This window comes from Massilia niabensis (assembly GCF_042655085.1).
Taxonomy (GTDB): Bacteria; Pseudomonadota; Gammaproteobacteria; order Burkholderiales; family Burkholderiaceae_D; genus Telluria; species Telluria niabensis.
Map to the genome: position 1 here is coordinate 1073662 of NZ_JBHSMU010000015.1, position 22638 is coordinate 1096299.

The window sequence follows — 22638 nt, forward strand, 5'->3', positions numbered from 1 at the left end:
CATGCCATGAGCACAAGGGGGAGGGGCGCAGTAAGCATGCGTGCTCATCCATATATGTGGTGCAGTACGGACAGTTTCGTCGGCTCCTGCGTCCCGCGCTTAAGCCATTACGGCGTGCACTCAACAATACTTGCCAAAACCGCCAACACGAATCATAATGCGAATCGTTCTCATTTAAACTTATCCCGACCATGACAGCAAACCCAGCAGTCCCGAGCGCCACCTCCTTCATCCGCAGCCGCAAGCATGCGCGCGTTGCCGCGCCTGCTTCAAACGCTTCGGCATTGACCGGTCCGGCGCTGGCCGTGCTGGCGACGCTGGTGTCGCCGCTGGCGCTGGCCGACGGCGGCAACAAGGACATCGACCCGACCATTCCCGTGGTCGAAGTGCAGGGCGCCGCGCGTAGCGCCATCCAGGCGCCGGTCAAGTCCAGCTCGGACAAATTCACGGCGCCCCTGCTCGATACGCCGAAGTCAGTCACGGTCATTGGCCAGGAAGTCATTTCGCAAACCGCCGCCGTGTCCCTGACCGACGCGCTGCGCTCGGTGCCGGGCATCACCATCGGCGCCGCCGAAGGCGGCAACCCGGTCGGCGACAACGTGTTCATCCGCGGCTACAACGCCCAGACCGACACCTATGTCGACGGCATCCGCGACGCGGGTTCCCAGTCGCGCGAAATCTTCAACCTGGAACAGGTCGAAGTGGTCAAAGGCCCGAACTCGGCCTACGGCGGACGTTCGTCGGCCGGCGGCGGCATCAACCTGGTCAGCAAGTCGGCCCAGCTGGAGAACTTCAGCAACGCCGGCGTCGGCCTGGGTACCGACAAGTACCGCCGCGTCACCGGCGACCTGAACCGCACGCTGGGCAACAACGCCGCCTTCCGCCTGAACGTGATGGCGCATGAAGCGAACGTGGCCGGTCGCGACGTCGTCGGCGGCGACCGCTGGGGCATCGCGCCGACCGTCACCTTCGGCCTGACGGGCCCGACCAAAGCCATCCTGAGCTACTACCACATGACGTCAAGCGAGATCCCGGACACCGGCATCCCGTTCAACAACCCCTTCGCGAGCGGCCCGAACGTGGCGCGCAACGGCAACGGTACGCCGCTCAAGGTCGACCGCAACACCTTCTATGGCCTGGTGAACCGCGACTTCCGCGACACCGAATCGGACATCGGCACGGTCGACCTGCGCCATGATTTCGGCAGCAACCTGGTGCTGCGCAACGTGACGCGCTACGGCAAGACCAAGAACGACTTCGTCTGGACCCAGCCCGACGATTCGAAAGGCAACGTGGCTTTGTACGGCACCGTCTGGCGCCGCGCCAATACCCGCGTCACCGATACCGAAACGCTGGCCAACGTCACCAGCCTGAGCGGCAAGCTCACCACCGCCGGCATCAAGCACAGCTACAACGTCGGCGTCGAGTTCTCGCGCGAAGCGACCGAGCGCAGCACCTATCTGTTCACGCCCGGCACCAACAACCCGCTGACCGGCACCTTCACCTGCCCGACCTCGGGCGCGGCCACGCTCTACAACTGCGCGCCGGTGAACAATCCGAACCCGTACGACCCGTGGGCGTACACCCGCAGCGTGTCGCCGGCCGCAACGAACGTGAAGACCAACACCCGCGCCGTCTACGCCTTCGACACCATCGAATTCACTCCGCAGTGGCTGCTGAACCTGGGCGCGCGCTGGGACGAATTCAGGACCGCGCTCGACACCAGGGCTGGCCCGACCACGGCCGCCACCCGTGCCCGCGTCGACACCAGTTTCGACACCTACCAGGCCGGCCTCGTGTACAAGCCGTCCGCCAACGGCAGTATCTACGTCTCCTACGCCACCTCGGCCACGCCGCCGGGCAACGACGCCGGCGACGGCCTCGATGCCCTGACGGTCGCCGTGCAGAACCTGCAGCCGCAAAAGAGCAAGAACTTCGAGCTCGGCACCAAGTGGGAAGTGATGCGCGGACGCCTGTCGCTGAATGCGGCCCTGTTCCAGAGCAAGATGGACAATGCCCGCGTGACGGCGCCGGACGGCAGCAGCCAGAACGTCGGCAAGAAGGACCTGAAAGGCGTCGAACTGGGCTTCTCCGGCAAGCTGACCAACGCCTGGCAGGTGTTCGGCGGCTACACCTGGCTCGACGCTGTCCTGGAAGACAATGGCTACCTGAACGTCGGCACCACGGCAGCGCCCGTGTACGCACCGTCGCCTTACAACGGCAACGTGTTCCCGACCACCCCGGAACATAGCGCCTCGCTGTGGACGTCCTACGCGTTCAACAAGAACTTCAATGCCGGCATCGGCATGAACTATGTCGACCGCGTCTACGCCAACGTCAACAACAACAAGTACGCGCCGAGCTACACCCGCTTCGACGCGATGGCCAGCTATACGCTGAACAAGAACGTGTCGTTCCAGCTCAACATCCAGAACATCGGCGACAAGCTGTACTACGACCGCCTGTCGTCGCCGCACTACGCCGGCGTCGGCCCGGGCCGTTCGGCGAGCCTGACTGCCAACCTGAAGTTCTGAACTTCCGGTAATCTCCTGCACGGCCCTCCTTGCGTCAAGCGGGGAGGGCCGTGCTTTTTCTTTTGAAGGGATCGAGAACATGATGCTGCATATTCCCGGTGTATTGAGCCAGGAGCAGGTGACGCAGATGCGTACGCGTCTGGCTGAATCGGACTGGATCGATGGCCGCGCCAGCGTCGGCCCGCAGGGCGCGCAGGTCAAGCGCAACCGCCAGCTGCCCGAGGGCTCGCCGCTCGCGGTCGAACTCGGCCAGATGGTCAGCAGCGCGCTGATGGCCAATCCGCTGTTCTTCTCGAACGTGCTGCCGCTGCGCATCCTGGCGCCGTATTTCAACAGCTATGGCGGCGGCGAGCACTACGGCTTGCATGTGGATGGCGCGATCCGGACCCAGCGCGGCGGCCTGCCCCCGATGCGCGCCGATGTCTCCGTCACCGTGTTCCTGAGCGAGCCCGACGAATACGAGGGCGGCGAGCTGGTGGTGGTCGATGCGTATGGCACGCACGAAGTAAAACTGCCGGCGGGCGACGCTATCGTCTATCCGGCCGGAAGCGTGCACGAGGTGCTGCCGGTGACGCGCGGCGAACGCATCGCGTCCTTCCTGTGGACGCAAAGCATGGTGCGCGACGATGGCAAGCGGGCGCTGCTGTTCGAGCTCGATACGAACATCCAGAAGCTGCGCGCGGCGCATGGCGAGTCGGAGGTGACGGTAGGGCTGACGGGGCATTATCACAACCTGCTGCGGATGTGGGCCGAGGTGTAGCAGGGTGAACGGCTCTGCCGCCACCCTGCATGCGCGTCGCTAGCGGCGCAGCACGAGCAGCCGGGAGTAGATGAAACGCGTCCCGTAATGGATCGCCGCGCCTCCCGCCGCGAACACGGCTGCCGCGATCGTCGGCAACACCGCGCCGAAGGTCCAGGTCATGCCGATCACGAAACCGAGCACGCAGGCGGCGCGGTGGACCGGATAGAACAGGGCAATGACAAACACCGCCTGCGCCATGTAGCCGGTGGCGTCATGCCGGCCCGCCGTGAACAGCAGCGAGAGCAGGGCGCCGAACACCAGGGCGCCCGTGAAACCGGCCGTGTCGCCATGCGCGCCCCTCGGATCGGCCCTGCGGCGGCGCTCGATGCGGCCAAGGAGAAACCAGGCCAGCAGAGGCAGCGTGAGCAGGCCCCACCAGTTCGACAGGGCCGGCAGGGTCGGGTCGGCCAATAAATGGTGTGCGGGCACGCCGCCATTCAGATGCTGCCAGCCCAGCATCAGGAACATGACCAGGGCGATCGCAAGGGTTGCTTTGGTGCGCATGGAGCCTCCACGGTGAATGTCGCGTCCATTCTCCCGATTATTGACGAATGTTCAAGATAAATCGGGTATGCATGCCTGCCTGTCAGGCGATCCGGGTAAAACCGTCTGCGCTCCATTCTTCGCTGCCGACACCGTGATGCACGAAGAACAGCCCCTGCGGGTCGTAGCGCCGCTTCACGGACGCCAGGCGCGCGTGGTTCGTCCCCCAGTAGGCGGCCTGCCAGTCGGTCTGAAAGTAATTGCTTTCCGAGACATAAGCGCCGGCCCAGGGCGCCACCTTCAGCAATGGCGCCATGGCCCGCCCGACGGCCGCGGCGTGCGTGCGGGCGCGCGTCGCATCGGCCTGGATGCCCGGCATGCCGGGGAAGGCCGGCGCGCCTGCGGCGCCGATGATCGCCAGCGCGAAGGCGCTCAGCACGTTCGGATTGGTGGCCGTGTTCCGGGAGGCGGCAAGCGCCTCCGGCGATGCACCCGCCAGGCCCTTGTTGAAGTGCAGCTCGACATCCCACTCCCTGGAGGCGGTCACCAGGGCGTCGGCCAGGCGCGACTGTTCCGACTTCTGCAGCAGCCGGGCCGGCAGCCAGGCCGATTCGTAGCCGTGGATGGTCCAGCCGGCCTGTTCGCGATCGCCAACCCAGACCACGTGATCGGCGGAGGCGCCGGGCCGGTTGTCGCGCGTCATGATGCCCGGCGCATGCTTGTCCAGGTAATCCGCATCCCAGAAATGGCGTGCGGGCATGGAGAGGATCATCGGCCCCTTGAACGTATATTCCTTGCGTTCTCCCACCCAGGCAAAGAAGGGCGCCCAAGTTGCCTCTGCCGCGCTGCGGTCGAGCCCCTGGAATACCATCGACAGGTCCAGGCGCCGGCCGCGCAGGGCCACCTTTTCTCCCCAGTGCTCGTTGAACAAATGTGTTCGGTAGAAGGCGATGAAGGCGGCAACCAGGGCGCGGAAGGCTTCGTCGGAAGCGGCGCCGATCTCGCCGAAGACGCCGCCGAACACCTGGGGCAGGTCATGGGTGCGCAGGGTCACCCGGGTGACGACGCCGAAGCTGCCGCCTCCTCCGCCCTTGAGTGCCCAGAACAGGTCCGGATCGCGGTGCGCATTCACGACACGCACCGCGCCGTCCGCGGTGACCACCTGGGCCTCGAGCAGGCTGGCGGCGGCGGTGCCGAAACGTTTCGAAAAACTGCCGAAGCCGCCGCTCTGGACCAGTCCGGCAACCCCGACCGTGGTGCAGCCGCCGCCCTGGACATAGCGGCCGCCGCGCGTGGTGACGGCGGCGTAAGCGTCGCTCCACATGGCGCCGGCGCCGAGGCTTACGGCCGGCAACGCATCGGCGCTGTTCCCGCCCGCGGGAACGAATGCCTGGTGCAGGACGGCGTCGTTCATCGCCCGCGTCCAGACCAGCAGCGAGTCGGGCGCATTCGAGGTGCCGAGATAGCTGTGGCCGCCACCCTTGACCACCAGGCGCAGGCGATGACGGCTGGCGAAGCGCACGGCGGCAGACACGTCGGCCGCGTTACGCGCACGCACCGCGTAGGCGCTGGGCCGCGACAGCCAGGCATCCTGCCAGCCGCTGGTCTGGGTCATGGCCGGATGGTCGCCGATAAAATAGGGATTGGCGAGCTGTTCGAGCATGTCCGCGCAGGCGGGCGATACCGGGTTGGCGGCGCAGGCGGTGAAGGCAGGCTCGACGCGCCGCAGGCTACCGCCGGTGTCGCGACGGAGCTGTTCCCAGGCGCCCTGGCCAGGCCAGCCGGCGTCGCCCGGACGCACCCGCGCGTAGCGGCCCGGTTGCGCCTGCGCCGCCCCGGCCAGCCCGGCGTTGCCCGCGCTCAGCAAGGCCGCCGCCATCGACGCCTTGAGTAGTTCCCTTCGTTTCATGCGATCGTCTCCTGTTGTCGTATGCCATGGCCAGTGCGCTGGCGGGCGGTACGGGAGAGTCTGGGCAGCTTCGAACGCGGCGGCAAACGCTATGTGGCGAAGCGGGCCTGCCGAGGGGCGAGCCGGAACTTACAGGGCTGCCAGCACGGCAGCGCGGTACTGGCGGCTGCAGGGCACGCGCGCGCTGCTGCGCAGCACCAGTTCGCAGTCGCCCTTTTCCAGAGGGGCGATGCGCTCGATCGCTGCCAGGCGCACGGCCGCGCGCCGGTGGCAACGCATGAATCCGGGGCCGAGCTGCGCCAGGAGGCCGGCCAGCGTATGGCGCAACAGCGGCGCGGCCTGCGCCGTGTGCAGGACGACGTAATTGTCCGCCGTCTCGATCCAGTCGATGTCGGCCACCTGCACTACCCGGGTGCCGCCGTGCCCGGCCACCAGCAACTGGCGCACCGGCCTGCAGGAAGGCGGGGCGGGCGGGGCGTGCGCGGCGTGCGCGACGCGCAGGTCGAGGCGCTGGCGCAGCCGCGCCAGCGCACGCCGCAGGCGCTCCTGGTCGAAGGGCTTCAACAGGTAATCGATGGCGTCGGCGTCGAAGGCGCCCAGCGCATGTTCGTCATGCGCCGTGACGAACACGACCAGCGGAGCCGGCTCGGGCAGCGAGGCGGCCAGGTCGATGCCCGACAGTTCCGGCATCTGGATGTCGAGCAGCAGGGCGTCCGGCCGGAAATCGGGCATGCGCAGCAGCGCGGCCTGGACGTCGGCCGCTTCCTCGACGGCTTCGATGCCGCTTTCGAACGCCAGCATGCGGCGCAGGCGCTCGCGCGCCGGGCGTTCGTCGTCAACGATCAGGATACGCATGGAATCCGCAGCTCCGCCCGCACGCCGGTCGCGCCCGGCTGGCTCAAGGTCAGTTGCGCCGCGTCACCGTACAGGCTGGCCAGGCGCTGGCGCAGGTTCGACAGGCCGATGCCGGGGCCGTTGTTCAACACGGCCGGGGCCAGCACGCCGGCATCGTCTTCCACGCGCAGCAACAGGGCGCCCGGCACGCGCCTGGCGCTGACCCGGATGCGGGTCGGCCCTCGCCGCCGCTCGACCGTGTGCTTGAACACGTTTTCCAGCAGCGGCTGCAGGCTGACCGCCGGCAGCATCAGGGGCAGGGTGTCCTCGTCCACCTGCCAGTCGATGGAGACCCGATCTTCGAAGCGCGCCGCCATGACCGCCGCATAGCCGCGTGCCAGGTGCAATTCGTCGCTCAGGGTGGCCTGGTGCCGTTCGCCCAGCGCCAGCGTTGCGCGCAGGACGCCGGCCAGGTCGACGAGCGTGGCTTCGGCGCGAGCCGGATGGGAATGCATCAGCGAGGAAATCGTGTTGAGTGCATTGAACAGGAAGTGCGGTTGCATCTGCTGGGCAAGGCGCGCCAGTTGCGCATCGCGCAGCAGCGCATTGGCACGCTCGGCGCGCACACGCGTCTCAAGCAGTTCGCGGTACGAGGCCAGGCCGAAGGCGATCACCGTGAACAGGCCGATAAAGACTGTCAGTTTCATGGACTCATAGACGAATACCTCGCTCCACGGTCCGTGTCCATACTGTGCACCCGCGAGCGCATACACGCCGTGGCGGATGCCAAACACCAGCGGCACGAAAGCAATCCAGTAAAAGGGCAGCCAGCGTGCCTGCCATGCGAACCAGCGCCAGGGCGAGGTGGCGGGGGTGCTGCTGTGCGGGTCGAGGCGGCGCTTCGCCAGGAGCAGGAAGGTGGCCACCAGTGCCGACGAGGTTTCCCACAAGACTGGCTGCCACAAGCCGCCGGATTGCCGTCACGCCGGAAGTCCTCGATCGCAACGAGGACCATCAGCACCCAGAACAGCGTCCAGGCAAGGAGGAGGGAGACGGCGCTGCGGTGGATGCGCATAAGGGCAGGGAGGTGGGCGACGCAAGATAGTGCGGTATTGCGCAGTTCTTGTCAAAGCGGCAGGCATTGGCATGCGAGCCACGCGACCCACAGCAGGCGACGTACTCGCAGGCAGCCATAAGTATATCTTTCGATCAACAGCGCGGCGCCCTTGTCATGTGTAGGGTAAAAAGGGAGCCAAGGAACTTAGTCAAATTACATCGACTTCCCTCAGCGTCCGAGCAAGGCAGCCTGCATTTCGCGCAGGAGCCGAATGCGAAGACACCTATCAAGCAGACATGGAGCAACTACATGGCAAATTCGAATCATCCGGGCGACGGCGCACCACCAAGCAAAATTCATGTTGGTCCGGACAAGAAGGCAAAGTGGCTACCCTGGCTTCTTCTGGCGCTAGGGCTACTCGCTCTCATCTTCGGGCTCAGGAGCTGCCAGGACGACAATGAGGTCGCCCGTACGACAGTGACTACCACTACCACGCCCGCCACACCGGAACCGGTCACGACACCGGTCGCACCGGCACCGGGCACTGCGCCTGCCACCGACACTGCTGCGGTCCTGGCCGGAACGTCGGGCGTCGGCAGCTATCTCGCCGGAACCGAAGCACTGCCCCGCACCTTCGTGTTCGAAAAGCTCAATTTCGATTCGGCCAAAAGCGACATTCGCGCGGAGGATCGTGACGAGCTGACCGCGCTGGCAGCCGCCATGAAGCAGTATCCGAACTCGCGGATCCGGATCGTCGGTTATGCAGATGCCCGTGGTGGCGCCGGTGCCAACTCCACGCTCGGCAAGGACCGCGCCGAGAGCGTGAAGCAGGCGCTCGTCGCGCAAGGCGTTGCCGCTGATCGCCTCGAAACTGCTTCCGGCGGAGAGGTCAACCCCACCGATACCAACGCCACCTCGACCGGTCAGGCCCACAACCGCCGGGCCGAGCTGGTCGTCATCCAGCGCTAATTCCCAGACTGTTCCCTACGAAAAAGGAATATCTCATGTCTCGCACTATCACAGCATTGTTCGACACGCGTGCCGACGCCGAGGCCGGCCGCCAGCGCTTGCTCGACGCCCACCTCGACGCCGATCACGTCAGGATCCACGACAAGTCCTCCATCGGCACGACTGGCTACTCGTCGCCCACTGAGCCCGGCATGTGGGCGTCCATCAGGAACGCCTTCCTGCCCGACGAGGATCGCCATATCTACGAGGAGGGCGTGCGTCGTGGCGGCTTCCTGCTCACCGCCGATGTCGGTGGACACCAGGTTGACGACGCGATCCAGGCACTCGATAACGCTCAGTTCCCAAGCGTCGATATCGACGAGCGCGCCAATCAATGGAAGTCGGAGGGATGGGTTCCGCCGACGGCCGGTGCCGCCATGGCTGGAACAACGGCGCGCTCCGTGGGCGAGCGGGATACGCGCACCACGGGGACGGCGGGAGATGGACAGCGCCTTCAGGTCGTTGAGGAGCAACTGATCGTTGGCAAGCGCGAAGTCGAGCGCGGCGGCGTGCGGGTCCGCTCCTACGTCACCGAACAGCCGGTGCATGAGCAGATTCGCCTGCGTAGCGAAAGGATCAAGGTCGAGCGCCATCCCGTTGACCGTGCCGTCGACGACGACGCGTTCCGGGAACGGTCGATTGAAATGACCCAGACCGAAGAAGAAGCTGTCGTCGACAAGAGTGCCCGGATTGTCGAGGAAGTCGTGGTCACGAAGACCTCCGAAGAGCGTGTCGAGCAGATCAACGAGACGGTGCGCCATACCGAGGTCGTTGTGGAGAAGCTGGACGATAAGCCAGGCCGCTAAGTCGGGCGACCATGCTGGACGAAAAAAGGGCTGGAACCCGTGAAGGTTCCAGCCCTTTTTGTCATTCAAGCCCGCGTTCGCGGGCCCTGGACAATTACGCAGCCAGCAGCTGGCGCAGCACGAACGGCAGGATGCCGCCATGCTTGTAGTAGTCGACTTCGATCGGGGTGTCGATACGCAGCAGCACCGGCACTTCCTGGATGTCGCCGTTTTCACGGTGGATGACCAGGGTCGCCAGCTGTTGCGGCTTGATCTCGCCTTCCAGGCCCTTCAGGTCGTAGATTTCCTTGCCGGTGATGCCCAGCGTCTCGACGCTGTCGGTGCCGATGAATTGCAGCGGCAGCACGCCCATGCCGACCAGGTTCGAGCGGTGGATGCGCTCGTACGAACGCACGACCACGGCCTTGACGCCCAGCAGCTGGGTGCCCTTGGCTGCCCAGTCGCGCGAGGAGCCGGTGCCATACTCTTCGCCGCCGAAGATCATGGTCGGGGTGCCTGCGGCCACGTACTGCATGGCCGCGTCGTAGATCGACAGCTGTTCGCCGCTTGGCTGGTGAATCGTGATGCCGCCTTCGACCGCCGAGCCATCAGGCTTGGCCGGGATCATCTTGTTCTTGATACGCACGTTGGCAAAGGTGCCGCGCATCATGATCTCGTGGTTGCCGCGGCGCGAGCCGTAGGAGTTGAAGTCGGCTTTCAGCACGCCGTGATCCTTCAGCCACTTGCCCGCTGGACCGTCTTCCTTGATGGAACCGGCTGGCGAGATGTGGTCGGTCGTGATCGAGTCGCCGAACACGCCCAGGGCTCTAGCGCCGGTGATGCCGGTGGCAGCTGCTTTCGGGGTCATGTCGAAGTCGGCGAAGAACGGCGGCTCGGCGATGTAGGTCGATTCAGGCCAGTTGTAGACCTGGCCTTCGGTCGACGACACGCGCTCCCACAGTTCGCCCGGGTTGCCCTTGACGTCCGCGTAGTTCTTCTTGAACACTTCCGAGTTCATCGCGAACTTCATCAGCGCGCCCACTTCCTGACTGGTTGGCCAGATGTCTCCCAGGTAGACGTCGACACCGTTGGTGTCGCGGCCGACTGGCTCGCTCATCAGGTCGCGCGTCATGTTGCCGGCGATCGCGTAGGCGACGACCAGCGGCGGCGAGGCCAGGAAGTTCGAACGAATGTTCGGGTGGATACGTGCTTCGAAGTTACGGTTGCCCGACAGGACAGCCGAAGCGACGATATCGTTCTGCACGATGGCCGCGTTCAGTTCCGGGGTCAGGTCGCCGGCGTTGCCGATGCAGGTGGTGCAGCCATAGGCGGTGACGCCGAAGCCGAGCTTCTCCAGGTAAGGCAGCAGGCCGGCGGCGGTCAGGTACTCGGTGACCACGCGCGAGCCAGGAGCCAGCGAGGACTTGATGTGCGGAGCGACGGTCAGGCCGCGCTCGACGGCCTTCTTGGCCAGCAGGCCCGCGGCCAGCAGCACGCTCGGGTTCGAGGTGTTGGTGCACGAGGTGATGGCGGCGATCAGGACGTCGCCGTTCTTCACGCGCACGCCGTTGGTCGTCTCGTACAGCTTGTGCAGGTCGTCCGGGTTCTTGTTGAAGCCGTTTTCAGTCGTTGGCTTGCTGAACAGTTCCGTGAAGTTGTTCTTCACGTTGCCCAGTTCGATACGGTCCTGCGGGCGCTTTGGACCTGCCAGCGACGGGGTCACGGTCGACAGGTTCAGTTCCACCACGCGGGTGTAGTCGATCTCGCCGGCCTTCGGAATGCCGTACAGGCCCTGGGCCTGGAAGTAGTTCTGGAAGGCGGTGATTTCTTCTTCGGTACGGCCGGTGCCGCGGAAGTAGTCGACGGTTGCGTCGTCCACAGGGAAGAAGCCCATCGTCGCGCCGTATTCCGGTGCCATGTTGGCGATCGTTGCGCGGTCGGTGGTCGACAGCGAGGCGGTGCCTTCGCCGAAGAACTCGACGAACTTGCCGACGACCTTCTCTTTACGCAGCAGTTCGGTGATGGTCAGCACCAGGTCGGTCGCGGTGCAGCCTTCGCGCAGCACACCGGTCAGGTTCACGCCGATCACGTCCGGGGTCAGGAAGTAGACCGGCTGGCCGAGCATGCCTGCCTCGGCTTCGATGCCGCCCACGCCCCAGCCGACGACGCCGACGCCGTTGATCATGGTGGTGTGCGAGTCGGTACCAACCAGGGTGTCCGGGTAGTAGGTGTCGCCCTGGCGCATCACGCCGCGTGCCAGGTACTCGAGGTTGACCTGGTGGACGATGCCGAAGCCCGGAGGCACGACGCCGAAGGTGTCGAAGGCCTGCATGCCCCATTTCATGAACTGGTAGCGCTCGTTATTGCGCTGGAATTCCAGTTTCATGTTCAGGTCGAGCGCGCCCGGCTCGCGGAAGTGGTCGATCGTGACCGAGTGGTCGACGACGAGGTCGACCGGCACCAGCGGCTCGATCTTCTTGGCATCGACGCCCATCTTGTTGGCGACGTTGCGCATTGCGGCCAGGTCGGCCAGCAGCGGCACGCCGGTGAAGTCTTGCAGCACGACGCGGGCAACGACGAAAGGAATCTCGTCGGTGCGCTCGGCGGTCGCGCCCCAGCTCGCCAGCTGGCGGATGTGTTCTTCGGTGACCTTCTTGCCGTCGCAGTTACGCAACACGGACTCGAGGACGATACGGATCGACACCGGCAGGCGCGACAGGTTCACGCCGAGGCTTTCGCCCAGCGCCGGCAGCGAATAGAACTGGCCGGACTGGCCCGCTGCAAGCGGGAAATCCTTCAGCGTGTTCAGGGTGTTGCGAGACATAAGCTCTCCTTCAGTGGGGTTTCTTGTTATTGCTTCAATACGCTTCAATACGAATATCGGGCAACGGGGGTAATTGGTCAGATTTTCTTTTCTTCCGCGCCGGCAGCCACTACCGGTGCGACTACCGGTACCACTGCCGGTGCGACTACTGGCGTCACTACCGGTGCGGCCTGCTCGGCACTCTTGCATTCATTGGCCAGCTGGCGGTTCAGGCGCGAGTCGAGCAGGATGCCCTTCGACGGGATGCCGATCCAGATCAGGCGGAAATTGGTGTTCTCGAAACGCATCGCGCCGGTGGTCGTGCCGACCCGGTCCAGGCGGTGCAGGCGCTTCTTCCAGCGCAGCGCGATATGCGAATCGTCGCCCTCGTTGGTATAGATGGTGAGCTTGTTGTTCAGCTCGCAGGCGTACTCGGTCACCTTGGTGTCGGTGATGTCCGGTTCAGCTTCTTCAGCGGGGGCCCAGGTGTCTTCTGCCGCGGCGGCTGCAGCGGCGGCTTTCTTCGACTTCGACTTTGACGGCGCAGCTTTTTTCGCCTTCTGCGCTTTGAGCACGTCGGCGGCTTTTGGGTGGTTTTTCTCTGGAGCTGCGAACGCGGGAGCGTTGCACAGGCCGAGGGCCGCGAGCACGAAGGTGCCGGCGGCGAGCAGGTGTTTGGGGGAGGTGGCCATTAGTTCGATTCCGGTGGGTTGACGATTGCCGCCGCGGATTCAGGCAGCGCCAGGCCGGCCAGCTTCGCGCGCTGCAATACTGTCCAATAATATCGGTAGCTGGCGCGGTCATGCAAGCGCCCATGCTGAGCAATCGGCCCCCAGTTTGCCGCCATCGCTTCCTGCAGGATGTTGGTGGCTTCGTTCACTTCCGACAGACGGGGCGTAAACGCCTTGACGATCGGCTTGATCTGGTCAGGGTGGATGCTCCACATGCGCGTAAAACCGAATTCGGCGCCGGCGCGTTGTGCATCATTGGCCACAATCGCACTGTCTTTGATTTCGGTCGTCACATTATGCGAGGCCACCTTGCCATGCGCATGACATGCCGCAACCATCTCCAGCTTGGCGCGGACAACTAATGGATGGGAAAACTGTCCCGGCGTGCGCATCGCCGCCGCCGGAATCGCACCGAAGTGCGACGAGACGAAATCCATGATGCCAAAGGAGAGGCACTCGACCTGGGGCAGGGCGGCAATCTCGTAGGCATCGTGCAGGGCACCGTGGGTTTCGATCAGCACGTGGACCGGCAATGCCGGCCGCCCGTTCGGCACGGCCACGCGGTTGATGATGTCCAGCGCGCGGCGCACGTCGTCGACGCCGTTTGGCTTGGGCAGCACGACATACGCCAGCCTGGCGGCCGCGGCGCCGACGATGGCGACCACGTCCTGGATGAAATGCGGGCTGTCGATGTCGTGCAGGCGCACGCCGATGCGCCCGAAGCGGTTGTCTTCGCTTGCCACGAGCAAGGCGACGAGCTGCGCGTGCGCGGCTTCGTTGCCGGCGGCGGCGCCGTCCTCGCAGTCGAGGGTGATGTCGAACAGGGGGCCAAGCTCTTGTTGCAGGGCCATCGACTTGCGCATCAGCCTTTCCGAGCCGGCGTAGTGATCGCAGGCGGGAAGCAGGAGCGGCTGGCGTTTGCCCTGGAATAAAACCTCGGATGGATGCATGTGTATTTCGCGTTTTTTTCTGTTAAGTAGGTAGAAGCTGAAACTGCCGTGCGACCAGAAGTCGCACGGCAGTTCCTGCAGACAGACCGGCCATGCCGGTCCATCTGCTTTCTATAACTTAGGCCAGCAGGTGCGCCACGCCTTCACGTTCTTCGGTCAGTTCCTTGAGCGTGAGGTTGATGCGCTCTTGCGAGAACTCGTCGATCTCCAGGCCCTGGACGATCGTGTATTCGCCGTTCTGGGTGGTGACCGGGAAGCCGAACATCACGCCTTCCGGAATGCCGTAGGAGCCATCCGATGGGATGCCCATGGTGGTCCACTTGCCGCCCGTGCCGAGCACCCAGTCGCGCACGTGGTCGATTGCCGCGTTGGCAGCCGAAGCGGCCGACGATGCACCGCGTGCCTCGATGATGGCGGCGCCGCGCTTGCCGACGGTCGGCAGGAAGGTGTCGCGGTTCCATGCGTCGTCGTTAATGGCTTCCTTGACCGACTGGCCGTCGATCGTGGCGAAGCGGTAGTCGGCGTACATGGTCGGCGAGTGGTTGCCCCAGACGGCCATCTTTTCGATCGCGCCGACCGGTTTGCCCAGCTTGGCAGCAACCTGCGACAGGGCGCGGTTGTGGTCCAGGCGCAGCATGGCAGTGAAGTTTTTCGACGGCAGGTTCGGTGCCGACTTCATGGCGATGTAGGCGTTGGTGTTGGCAGGGTTGCCGACCACCAGCACCTTCACGTCGCGCGAAGCGACGGCGTCGAGCGCCTTGCCCTGCACGGTGAAGATCTGGGCGTTCGCTTCCAGCAGGTCCTTGCGTTCCATGCCCGGGCCACGTGGACGGGCGCCGACCAGCAGGGCGACGTCGACATCCTTGAAGGCAGTCATCGGGTCCGAGTGCGCGGTCATGCCGGCCAGCAGCGGGAATGCGCAGTCATCGATTTCCATCATGACGCCCTTCAGGGCCTTCTGTGCTTTTTCGTTGTCGATTTCGAGCAGCTGCAGGATGACCGGCTGGTCCTTGCCCAGCATATCGCCGTTAGCGATGCGGAACAGCAGCGAGTAGCCGATCTGGCCGGCGGCGCCGGTAACGGCAACACGCATTGGGGTTTTAGCCATGATGAATCTCCAAAAGTGGGAATGAAAACGGTCGAAGCCGAGGATACGCCTGTTTCCGCGCGTCGGCCGGAGAAAACTGCAATGATACCAAAACGGGCAAGTGTCCAATTGGGTACGCGGTGTCCCGGTCGACCGCGAGTGTAGACCCCTGCTGTTCTACCTGTCAATTGATATCATATGTCTTATATAAGATAGATGTGTTGCCGATCGCACACTGGACGGGGGGTGGCTTTTGTGGTGAAATCGTGGTCTATGAATTCCGTCCCGACCAACCCGCCAGGCGAGGGCGCAGGCAGTAGTGCCTCGCCATCGTTCCGGCCCCTGTACCAGCAGATCAAGGCACTTATCACGCAGAGCCTGCAGTCGGGCGAATGGAAGCCTGGCGAGCTGATGCCGAGCGAAGTCGAGCTGGCGGCGCGCTTCAAGGTCAGCCAGGGTACGGTGCGCAAAGCCATCGACGAGCTGGCGGCCGAGAACCTGGTCGTGCGCCGGCAAGGGAAGGGCACGTTTGTCGCCACCCACCACGAAGAGCGCGCCCACTTCCGTTTCCTGCGCCTGATGCCCGACGAGGGCGTTCCCCACCATCCCGACAACCGCATCATCGAAGTCAAGCGCATCCGTGCGCCGGCCGAAGTGGTGCGCCTGCTCGAGCTGAAGTCGGGCGACGCCGTCGTCTACATCAAGCGCGTCCAGTCCTTCGACGGCGCGCCGACGATCCTGGAAGAGCTGTGGCTGCCGGGGCAGATCTTCAAGGGGCTGACGGCCGAACGACTGGTCGAGTACAAGGGTCCAATGTATGGCCTGTTCGAGTCCGAGTTTGGCACCCGCATGATCCGCGCGACCGAGAAGATCCGCGCGGTCGGGGCCGATACCGTGGCGGCGCAGTACCTGGGCGTGCCGGAAGGGACGCCCTTGTTGTGTGCGGACCGGGTGTCGTTCACGTATGGCGACCGCCCGGTCGAGTTGCGGCGCGGCTTGTATTCGACGGCGCAGCATCATTACCAGAACGAGTTGTCGTAGGTTCATTGACCGTATCGGGGAGCTGGCCCGCCGCGTCGGCCAGTTGCGCGCATCCAGATTAGCGCGCCTCCTGCACGAACTGTGCTATGCATATAAAATATGTTGTTTGCCAGAAAGCGCGAAACAAAACCCTGTTCAGTGCGCTATATGCAGATATTCGGAATTCTGACCTTGGTGCGGCGCAAAAAATCAGCGAAAATTAAGGGTTAATCACATTTTGTCAGTTAAGGGAGGTGTTGTATGTCCGAAGCCGTGAGAGAGGCCACAAAAAAGGGACGGCCGGAGTTCCGTAATATCCACATTACGGATATCACTACGAAGTACAAGATGCCGCCGTCGGCGATCGTCTCGATCCTGCACCGCGTGAGCGGTTTCGGATTGTTCCTGATGTTGCCTTTCCTGCTGTACCTGCTGCAACAAAGCCTGCTGTCGGAGTATTCGTATCTGCACTTCGCCGGCATCGTGGACAACGTCTTCACCAAGATCATCCTGCTGGGCCTGTCGTGGGCGTACGCGCACCATTTCATCGCCGGTGTGCGCCACCTGTTCATGGACAATCACATGGCCCTGGACAAGGACGCCGCCCAGTCGACCGCCCGCTGGGTGCTGATCGCTGCCCTGCTGCTGACCGCCGTCATTGGCCTGAAACTGTTTGGAGTGTTCTAAAAATGGCAAGCAAGAATAATATCGGCCAGCGCCGCCTCGTCGTCGGCGCGCACTACGGCGTCAAGGACTGGCTGGCGCAGCGCGTCACTGCGATCGTGATGGTGGTCTACACCCTCATCCTGCTGGGTACCTTCCTGACTGCACAGAATTTCACCTATGAAGGCTGGGCGTCGCTGTTCTCGCGCCAGTGGTTCAAGCTCTTCTCTCTCGTCACCTTCCTCGGCCTGTACTACCACGTCTGGGTCGGCATTCGTGACATCTGGATGGACTACGTCAAAAATGCCGGCATCAAGCTGGCCTTGCAGTTCGCTACCGTGCTCTGGCTGCTCGCCTGCGCCGCCTGGACTGTGCAAATTCTCTGGAGTGTGTAATCGTGGCAGCAATTAAAACTGCAATCCCTACCCGCCGCTTCGACGCGGTCATCGTTGGCGCCGGCGGGTCCGGCATGCGCGCGTCGCTGCAGCTGGCTGAAGCCGGCCTGAACGTCGCCGTGCTGTCGAAAGTCTTCCCGACCCGCTCGCACACGGTGGCGGCGCAGGGCGGTATCGGTGCTTCGCTGGGCAACATGAGCGAAGACGACTGGTACTGGCACATGTTCGACACCGTCAAGGGCGGCGACTACCTGGGCGACCAGGATGCGATCGAATTCATGTGCCGCGAAGCACCAAAAGTTGTCTACGAACTCGAACACTTCGGCATGCCGTTCGACCGTAATCCGGACGGCACCATTTACCAGCGCCCGTTCGGCGGCCACACCGCCAACTTCGGCGAAAAGCCGGTCCAGCGCGCCTGCGCCGCGGCCGACCGTACCGGCCACGCGCTGCTGCACACGCTGTACCAGCGTAACGTCCGTGCCCGCACCCACTTCTTCGTCGAGTGGATGGCCCTCGACATCATCCGCGATGCCGACGGCGACGTCGTCGGCGTGGTGGCCCTGGAAATGGAAACCGGCGACGTGATGATCCTGGAAGCGAAGACCACCATCTTCGCCACCGGTGGCGCCGGCCGCATCTTCGCCGCATCGACCAACGCCTTCATCAACACCGGCGACGGCATGGGCATGGCGGCGCGCGCCGGCCTGCCGCTGCAGGACATGGAATTCTGGCAGTTCCACCCGACCGGCGTGTCCGGCGCGGGCGTGCTGATCACGGAAGGTGTGCGCGGCGAGGGCGGTATCCTGATCAACTCGAACGGCGAACGCTTCATGGAGCGCTATGCGCCAACCCTGAAAGACCTGGCGCCGCGCGACTTCGTCTCGCGTTCGATGGACCAGGAAATCAAGGAAGGCCGCGGCTGCGGTCCGAACAAGGACCACGTCCTGCTGGACCTGCGCCACATCGGCGCCGATACCATCAAGAAGCGCCTGCCTTCGATCCTGGAAATCGGCCACAAGTTCGCCAACGTCGATGCGACCAAGGAACCGATTCCCGTCGTGCCAACCATCCACTACCAGATGGGCGGTATTCCGACCAACATCCACGGCCAGGTCGTCACGCCTGACGGCACGGGTGGACAGAAGGTCGTCAACGGCCTGTACGCCATCGGCGAATGCGCCTGCGTGTCGGTCCACGGCGCGAACCGCCTGGGCACCAACTCGCTGCTCGACCTGATCGTCTTCGGCCGCGCCGCCGGCAACCACGTCGTCGCCTCGAACCTGAAGCAAAAAGTCAACAAGCCGACGCCGGCCGACGCTTCCGACTTCGCCATGGACCGCCTGAACCGCCTCGAGACCTCGACCGGCTCGGAAAAAGTGCAGGGCGTCGCCAACGACATCCGCGCCACGATGCAGAAGTTCTGCGGCGTGTTCCGTACCGATGCGCTGCTGACCCAGGGCGTCAAGGAAATCATGGTGCTGGACGAGCGCCGCAAGCACGTCTCGTTCAAGGACAAGTCGAAGGTGTTCAACACCGCGCGCGTCGAGGCACTGGAACTGGACAACCTGATCGAGACCGCGAAAGCGACCATCGTCTCGGCCCAGGCCCGCAAGGAATCGCGCGGCGCCCACGCGCACAGCGACTACGAGAAGCGCGACGACGAAAACTTCATGAAGCACACTCTGTTCTACTCGCAAGGCAACCGCCTCGAGTACAAGGCCGTGAATCAGAAGCCATTGACCGTCGAGACCTTCAAGCCGAAGGCACGTACTTTCTAATAGTATTTTTTGTGGCCGGGGCAGTGGTTCCGGCCAAACAAGATAGGTAAAACATGGCACGCACAGTCCACCTGAAGATCTACCGCTACGATCCGGACAAGGATACGAAGCCTTACATGCAAGACGTCACCGTCGAACTGCAAGACACCGACAAGATGCTGCTCGACGCACTGCAGCGCATCAAGTCGGATGTCGACGATACATTGAGCCTGCGCCGCTCGTGCCGCGAAGGCGTCTGCGGTTCGGACGCAATGAACATCAACGGCAAGAACGGCCTGGCCTGCACCACCAACCTGAACGAACTGACCCAGCCGATCGTGCTGCGTCCGCTGCCGGGCCTGCCGGTCGTGCGCGACCTGATCGTTGACATGACCCAGTTCTTCAAGCAGTACAACTCGGTCAAGCCTTACCTGATCAACGAGTCGATCCGCCCCGAGAAAGAGCGCCTGCAATCGCCTGAAGAGCGCGAAGAGCTCGACGGCCTGTACGAGTGCATCCTGTGCGCCTGCTGCTCGACTTCGTGCCCGTCGTTCTGGTGGAACCCGGACAAGTTCGTCGGTCCAGCCGGCCTGCTGCAGGCCTACCGCTTCATCGCCGACTCGCGCGACGAAGCCACCAACGAGCGCCTGGACAACCTGGAAGACCCGTACCGCCTGTTCCGCTGCCACTCGATCATGAATTGCACGGACGTCTGCCCGAAGGGCCTGAATCCGAACAAGGCGATCGGCAAGATCAAGGAATTGCTGGTTCGCCGGGCGATTTAAGCGCCGTCGATGTCTTGATGGCGAGACCGCGTGGACACAAGTGTCCACCCTACGAAAACCCGGGTGCCTGCAAAGATACCCGTAGGGTGGGCGGCTCCGCCGCTCACGCGTTCAACCAGCTGGAAATCATTCCCGAAACGCCGTGGTAACCGTTGTAGGGTGGGCGCCCCGTGCCCACGCGGTACACCACAAGCAATCCGGCGACACGTGAACTCGTCGCCCGCCAACATATGCAGCACCACGGACACGTACGATGTCCGTCAGCAGGGTGCAACACGAGCAACTACCGCTCGTATTTCGCCCAAAGTATTGCCAATAAATACAGTAGAAGTACCGTACTGCCAATTCCCGGCAGCCGGAGTATAGTGTTGACCCAACAACGGACTCTAGTGTGACGCATCAATCCGATCCCGCCAACCGCGCCCGCCTGCGTTGGCGTGCCCGCAGGGGCCTGCTGGAAAACGACCTGATCCTCACGCGCTTCCTCGATGCGCATGAGGCTGACTTGACCGATGAAGAAGTCGATGCGCTGACGCGCCTGCTGGACCTGGCGGACAACCCGCTGATGGACCTGCTGCTCGGCCGCACCGAACCGGAAGGCGATACCGACCTGCCGCACGTACGCGCCTTGCTGGCGCGCCTGCGCCAGGCGTAAGCCTTGCCACGGCTACGCCAAGGCGCCGCCAAGGCGACATAACCGTTTTCGTTTTATATTTTGTAGATCCACTCCCAAGAAGGAAGTGCCATGAACATCTCTGATACCAAAGCCACACTGTCGTTCTCCGACGGCAGCCCATCGGTCGACATGCCGATTTACAAGGGCACGATCGGCCCGGACGTCATCGACATCCGCAAGCTGTACGGCCAGACCGGCAAGTTCACCTATGACCCGGGCTTCATGTCGACTGCGGCATGTAACTCGAGCATCACCTACATCGACGGCGACAAGGGCGAGCTGCTGTACCGCGGCTACCCGATCGAGCAGCTGGCCGAGAACTGCGACTTCCTGGAAACCTGCTACCTGCTGCTGAACGGCGAACTGCCAAACGAAGCCGAAAAGATCAAGTTCGACGACACCGTGACCAAGCACACGATGATCCACGAGCAGATGAACTTCTTTTTCCGCGGCTTCCGCCGTGACGCGCACCCTATGTCGGTGCTGGTCGGCACCGTCGGCGCGCTGGCTTCGTTCTACCACGACTCGCTCGACATCAACGATGCCAAGCAGCGCGAGATCTCGGCGATCCGCCTGATCGCCAAGCTGCCGACCCTGGTCGCGATGGCCTACAAGTACTCGGTCGGCCAGCCATTCATGTACCCACGCAACGACCTGTCGTACAGCGCCAACTTCATGCACATGATGTTCGCCAACCCGTGCGAAGAGTACAAGGTCAACGACGTGCTGGTGCGCGCCCTGGACCGTATCCTGATCCTGCACGCGGACCACGAGCAGAACGCATCGACCTCGACCGTTCGCCTGGCCGGCTCGTCAGGTGCGAACCCGTTCGCCTGTATCGCTGCCGGTATCGCCTGCCTGTGGGGCCCTGCCCACGGCGGCGCCAACGAAGCCGCCCTGACCATGCTCAAGGAAATCGGCTCGGTCGACAACATCCCGGCCTTCATTGAGAAGGTCAAGGACAAGAACTCGGGCGTCAAGCTGATGGGCTTCGGTCACCGCGTGTACAAGAACTTCGATCCGCGCGCCAAGCTGATGCGCGAAACCTGCCACGAAGTGCTGGAAGAGCTGGGCCTGCAGGAAGACCCGTTGTTCAAGCTGGCGATGGAACTGGAACGCATCGCGCTGGAAGACGAATATTTTGTTTCCCGCAAGCTGTACCCGAACGTCGACTTCTACTCAGGCATCGTGCAGTCGGCCCTGGGCATCCCGGTGTCGCTGTTCACCGGTATCTTCGCCATGGCCCGCACCATCGGCTGGATCGCCCAGTGGAACGAAATGATCGCCGATCCGGAACAGAAGATCGGCCGCCCACGCCAGCTGTTCGTGGGCTCGCCGGTGCGCGACGTCGCGGAGATCACCAAGCGTTAATTCGTCTTTGTCATGACCAAAAAGCGGGCTGCGGCCCGCTTTTTTCGTTTCAAGCTCAGTTGCATTTACCCCGTGCGATGGCCGAACAGTGCGGACGCGAGAACGCTTGCTTTCATTGGCTTGTTCAATCAGTAGTCGATGTTGACAAATTTACACGAGCTTGATGCTGCTGTGCAGTTTTTGGACCATATCCGCTGAACCGGCAGGTGTGGTCCGGTAAGTGCTACCATGTCTCTGTGCTGCAAAAACAACCAGCCCTGCGAACGCCGGAGCGACCATGAACCCATCAAGTGACTGCCAGCCTTGTGGTTCGACCATGAACGAGGGAGGTCGTGTTGCGCCTGTGCTGACCCCAACCCGCACGTCGCCGGCGCGCGCCGTGCCTCTTTCCGCGCGAGACCTCGCCTGGCTCTCCCGGGCTCGGTGAGGAAACACGGCCGGCCCTGCGCCATCCGTCCTCCCGAGCCTCCTCTACCGCATCGACATCGCCTCGCCTGAGCGATTTCCCTTTTGCCGGCCTTGCGCACTGCACGGCCAATGTATTGAATGACATCTGGAGTTACATCATGAAACCACCTATCGTCGTATCCTCGCTCGACATGGAGCGCCTGGAAACCCTGCTCGATTCGCTCCCTTCCGCCGAGGCGGGCACGCGCGACGCCCTGCTCGGAGAGCTGTCCCGGGCCGACCTGGTCGAGCCGCAAGACATGCCGCTCGATGTCGTCACGATGAATTCGCGCGTGCGCTTCGTGCTGGACAACGCGAGCGAGCAGTTCGACATGTCGCTGGCCTATCCGAAGGACGTGAACGGCGCGCCGGACAAGCTGTCGGTGCTCACGCCGGTCGGCAATGCGCTGCTCGGCCTGAGGGTGGGCGACACCATCGACTGGACGCGCCCCGACGGCGGGCGTTTCGAGGTGACCGTGCGCGAGATCGTCTACCAGCCGGAGCGTGCCGGCGACCTGCATCGCTAGACATACGCGCT

At 63.6% G+C, this 22638-nt stretch carries 20 protein-coding genes; 12 read left to right on the plus strand and 8 right to left on the minus strand.

The genetic code is table 11. The features are described 5' to 3' along the window. The first annotated feature begins 191 nt into the window (after positions 1-191). Positions 192-2534, plus strand: a complete 2343-nt coding sequence (locus ACFPN5_RS19175) for a TonB-dependent receptor (RefSeq protein WP_379785391.1) — start codon at positions 192-194, stop codon at positions 2532-2534. Between the two features lie 79 nt (positions 2535-2613). Continuing rightward, on the plus strand, positions 2614-3294 hold the full coding sequence (locus ACFPN5_RS19180) for a Fe2+-dependent dioxygenase (protein WP_379785392.1): 681 nt from the start codon (positions 2614-2616) through the stop codon (positions 3292-3294). A 39-nt stretch (positions 3295-3333) separates the two neighbouring features. On the opposite strand, the gene ACFPN5_RS19185 is transcribed toward ACFPN5_RS19180, so the two are convergent. The 4 genes from ACFPN5_RS19185 to ACFPN5_RS19200 all read right to left on the minus strand — a co-directional run bounded on the left by ACFPN5_RS19185 (position 3334) and on the right by ACFPN5_RS19200 (position 7512). Then, on the minus strand, positions 3334-3840 hold the full coding sequence (locus tag ACFPN5_RS19185; protein ID WP_379785393.1) for a hypothetical protein: 507 nt from the start codon (positions 3838-3840) through the stop codon (positions 3334-3336). A gap of 82 nt (positions 3841-3922) precedes the next feature. After that, positions 3923-5728, minus strand: a complete 1806-nt coding sequence (locus tag ACFPN5_RS19190; protein WP_379785394.1) for an FAD-dependent oxidoreductase — start codon at positions 5726-5728, stop codon at positions 3923-3925. Positions 5729-5857: 129 nt separating this feature from the next. Further along, complete coding sequence (locus ACFPN5_RS19195; RefSeq protein WP_379785395.1) at positions 5858-6583, minus strand: LytR/AlgR family response regulator transcription factor; 726 nt, start codon at positions 6581-6583, stop codon at positions 5858-5860. After that, the gene (locus tag ACFPN5_RS19200; protein ID WP_379785396.1) at positions 6571-7512 is read right to left on the minus strand and encodes a sensor histidine kinase; all 942 of its coding nucleotides are present in this window, start codon (positions 7510-7512) and stop codon (positions 6571-6573) included. Before ACFPN5_RS19200 ends, ACFPN5_RS19195 begins: the two co-directional genes overlap by 13 nt. A 416-nt stretch (positions 7513-7928) precedes the next feature. Between ACFPN5_RS19200 and ACFPN5_RS19205 the strand changes: the two genes are divergently transcribed. Together ACFPN5_RS19205 and ACFPN5_RS19210 are read left to right on the plus strand one after the other, a co-directional pair. Further along, positions 7929-8588: an OmpA family protein gene (locus tag ACFPN5_RS19205; RefSeq protein WP_379785397.1), complete on the plus strand. Its 660-nt coding sequence runs from the start codon at positions 7929-7931 to the stop codon at positions 8586-8588. Positions 8589-8623: 35 nt separating this feature from the next. Further along, the gene (locus ACFPN5_RS19210; protein ID WP_379785398.1) at positions 8624-9433 is read left to right on the plus strand and encodes a YsnF/AvaK domain-containing protein; all 810 of its coding nucleotides are present in this window, start codon (positions 8624-8626) and stop codon (positions 9431-9433) included. Positions 9434-9527: 94 nt separating this feature from the next. Here the strand turns inward: ACFPN5_RS19210 and acnA are convergent, their stop codons facing one another. The 4 genes from acnA to ACFPN5_RS19230 form a co-directional block, all read right to left on the minus strand. Further along, positions 9528-12236, minus strand: coding sequence for an aconitate hydratase AcnA (gene acnA, locus ACFPN5_RS19215; protein WP_379785399.1), 2709 nt, complete (start codon positions 12234-12236; stop codon positions 9528-9530). Between the two features lie 77 nt (positions 12237-12313). Further along, positions 12314-12907 (minus strand): hypothetical protein, encoded by a 594-nt coding sequence (locus ACFPN5_RS19220; protein ID WP_379785400.1) that lies wholly within the window; start codon positions 12905-12907, stop codon positions 12314-12316. Continuing rightward, positions 12907-13896 (minus strand): HpcH/HpaI aldolase/citrate lyase family protein, encoded by a 990-nt coding sequence (locus ACFPN5_RS19225; protein ID WP_379785401.1) that lies wholly within the window; start codon positions 13894-13896, stop codon positions 12907-12909. The genes ACFPN5_RS19220 and ACFPN5_RS19225 overlap by 1 nt, the downstream gene beginning before the upstream one ends. 118 nt (positions 13897-14014) lie before the next feature. Next, positions 14015-15004 (minus strand): malate dehydrogenase, encoded by a 990-nt coding sequence (locus ACFPN5_RS19230; RefSeq protein WP_379785402.1) that lies wholly within the window; start codon positions 15002-15004, stop codon positions 14015-14017. Between the two features lie 252 nt (positions 15005-15256). Between ACFPN5_RS19230 and ACFPN5_RS19235 the strand changes: the two genes are divergently transcribed. From ACFPN5_RS19235 to rnk, 8 genes are all read left to right on the plus strand, one after another. After that, complete coding sequence (locus ACFPN5_RS19235) at positions 15257-16024, plus strand: GntR family transcriptional regulator (RefSeq protein ID WP_379785403.1); 768 nt, start codon at positions 15257-15259, stop codon at positions 16022-16024. Positions 16025-16264: 240 nt separating this feature from the next. Continuing rightward, entirely contained in the window at positions 16265-16690 is a 426-nt protein-coding gene (gene sdhC, locus ACFPN5_RS19240; RefSeq protein ID WP_379785404.1) for a succinate dehydrogenase, cytochrome b556 subunit, read from the plus strand. Between the two features lie 2 nt (positions 16691-16692). Continuing rightward, positions 16693-17061, plus strand: a complete 369-nt coding sequence (gene sdhD, locus ACFPN5_RS19245) for a succinate dehydrogenase, hydrophobic membrane anchor protein (RefSeq protein WP_379785405.1) — start codon at positions 16693-16695, stop codon at positions 17059-17061. Between the two features lie 2 nt (positions 17062-17063). Beyond that, positions 17064-18842 (plus strand): succinate dehydrogenase flavoprotein subunit, encoded by a 1779-nt coding sequence (gene sdhA / locus ACFPN5_RS19250; RefSeq protein ID WP_379785406.1) that lies wholly within the window; start codon positions 17064-17066, stop codon positions 18840-18842. Positions 18843-18895: 53 nt separating this feature from the next. Next, entirely contained in the window at positions 18896-19606 is a 711-nt protein-coding gene (locus ACFPN5_RS19255; RefSeq protein ID WP_379785407.1) for a succinate dehydrogenase iron-sulfur subunit, read from the plus strand. 391 nt (positions 19607-19997) lie between these two features. After that, positions 19998-20261: an FAD assembly factor SdhE gene (locus ACFPN5_RS19260; RefSeq protein ID WP_379785408.1), complete on the plus strand. Its 264-nt coding sequence runs from the start codon at positions 19998-20000 to the stop codon at positions 20259-20261. A gap of 90 nt (positions 20262-20351) precedes the next feature. Continuing rightward, positions 20352-21653: a citrate synthase gene (gltA, locus tag ACFPN5_RS19265; protein WP_379785409.1), complete on the plus strand. Its 1302-nt coding sequence runs from the start codon at positions 20352-20354 to the stop codon at positions 21651-21653. Between the two features lie 566 nt (positions 21654-22219). Beyond that, the gene (gene rnk, locus ACFPN5_RS19270) at positions 22220-22627 is read left to right on the plus strand and encodes a nucleoside diphosphate kinase regulator (protein ID WP_379785410.1); all 408 of its coding nucleotides are present in this window, start codon (positions 22220-22222) and stop codon (positions 22625-22627) included. Positions 22628-22638 lie beyond the last annotated feature (11 nt).

Coding starts and splice junctions, on each gene's coding strand:
- ACFPN5_RS19205 (WP_379785397.1), top strand. CDS start 7,929: ATGGCAAATTCGAATCATCCGGGCGACGGCGCACCACCAAGCAAAATT.
- acnA (WP_379785399.1), bottom strand. CDS start 12,236: ATGTCTCGCAACACCCTGAACACGCTGAAGGATTTCCCGCTTGCAGCG.
- ACFPN5_RS19235 (WP_379785403.1), top strand. CDS start 15,257: ATGAATTCCGTCCCGACCAACCCGCCAGGCGAGGGCGCAGGCAGTAGT.
- ACFPN5_RS19230 (WP_379785402.1), bottom strand. CDS start 15,004: ATGGCTAAAACCCCAATGCGTGTTGCCGTTACCGGCGCCGCCGGCCAG.
- ACFPN5_RS19180 (WP_379785392.1), top strand. CDS start 2,614: ATGATGCTGCATATTCCCGGTGTATTGAGCCAGGAGCAGGTGACGCAG.
- ACFPN5_RS19210 (WP_379785398.1), top strand. CDS start 8,624: ATGTCTCGCACTATCACAGCATTGTTCGACACGCGTGCCGACGCCGAG.
- ACFPN5_RS19220 (WP_379785400.1), bottom strand. CDS start 12,907: ATGGCCACCTCCCCCAAACACCTGCTCGCCGCCGGCACCTTCGTGCTC.
- ACFPN5_RS19185 (WP_379785393.1), bottom strand. CDS start 3,840: ATGCGCACCAAAGCAACCCTTGCGATCGCCCTGGTCATGTTCCTGATG.
- rnk (WP_379785410.1), top strand. CDS start 22,220: ATGAAACCACCTATCGTCGTATCCTCGCTCGACATGGAGCGCCTGGAA.
- ACFPN5_RS19190 (WP_379785394.1), bottom strand. CDS start 5,728: ATGAAACGAAGGGAACTACTCAAGGCGTCGATGGCGGCGGCCTTGCTG.
- ACFPN5_RS19225 (WP_379785401.1), bottom strand. CDS start 13,896: ATGCATCCATCCGAGGTTTTATTCCAGGGCAAACGCCAGCCGCTCCTG.
- sdhD (WP_379785405.1), top strand. CDS start 16,693: ATGGCAAGCAAGAATAATATCGGCCAGCGCCGCCTCGTCGTCGGCGCG.
- sdhC (WP_379785404.1), top strand. CDS start 16,265: ATGTCCGAAGCCGTGAGAGAGGCCACAAAAAAGGGACGGCCGGAGTTC.
- gltA (WP_379785409.1), top strand. CDS start 20,352: ATGAACATCTCTGATACCAAAGCCACACTGTCGTTCTCCGACGGCAGC.
- ACFPN5_RS19175 (WP_379785391.1), top strand. CDS start 192: ATGACAGCAAACCCAGCAGTCCCGAGCGCCACCTCCTTCATCCGCAGC.
- ACFPN5_RS19195 (WP_379785395.1), bottom strand. CDS start 6,583: ATGCGTATCCTGATCGTTGACGACGAACGCCCGGCGCGCGAGCGCCTG.
- ACFPN5_RS19255 (WP_379785407.1), top strand. CDS start 18,896: ATGGCACGCACAGTCCACCTGAAGATCTACCGCTACGATCCGGACAAG.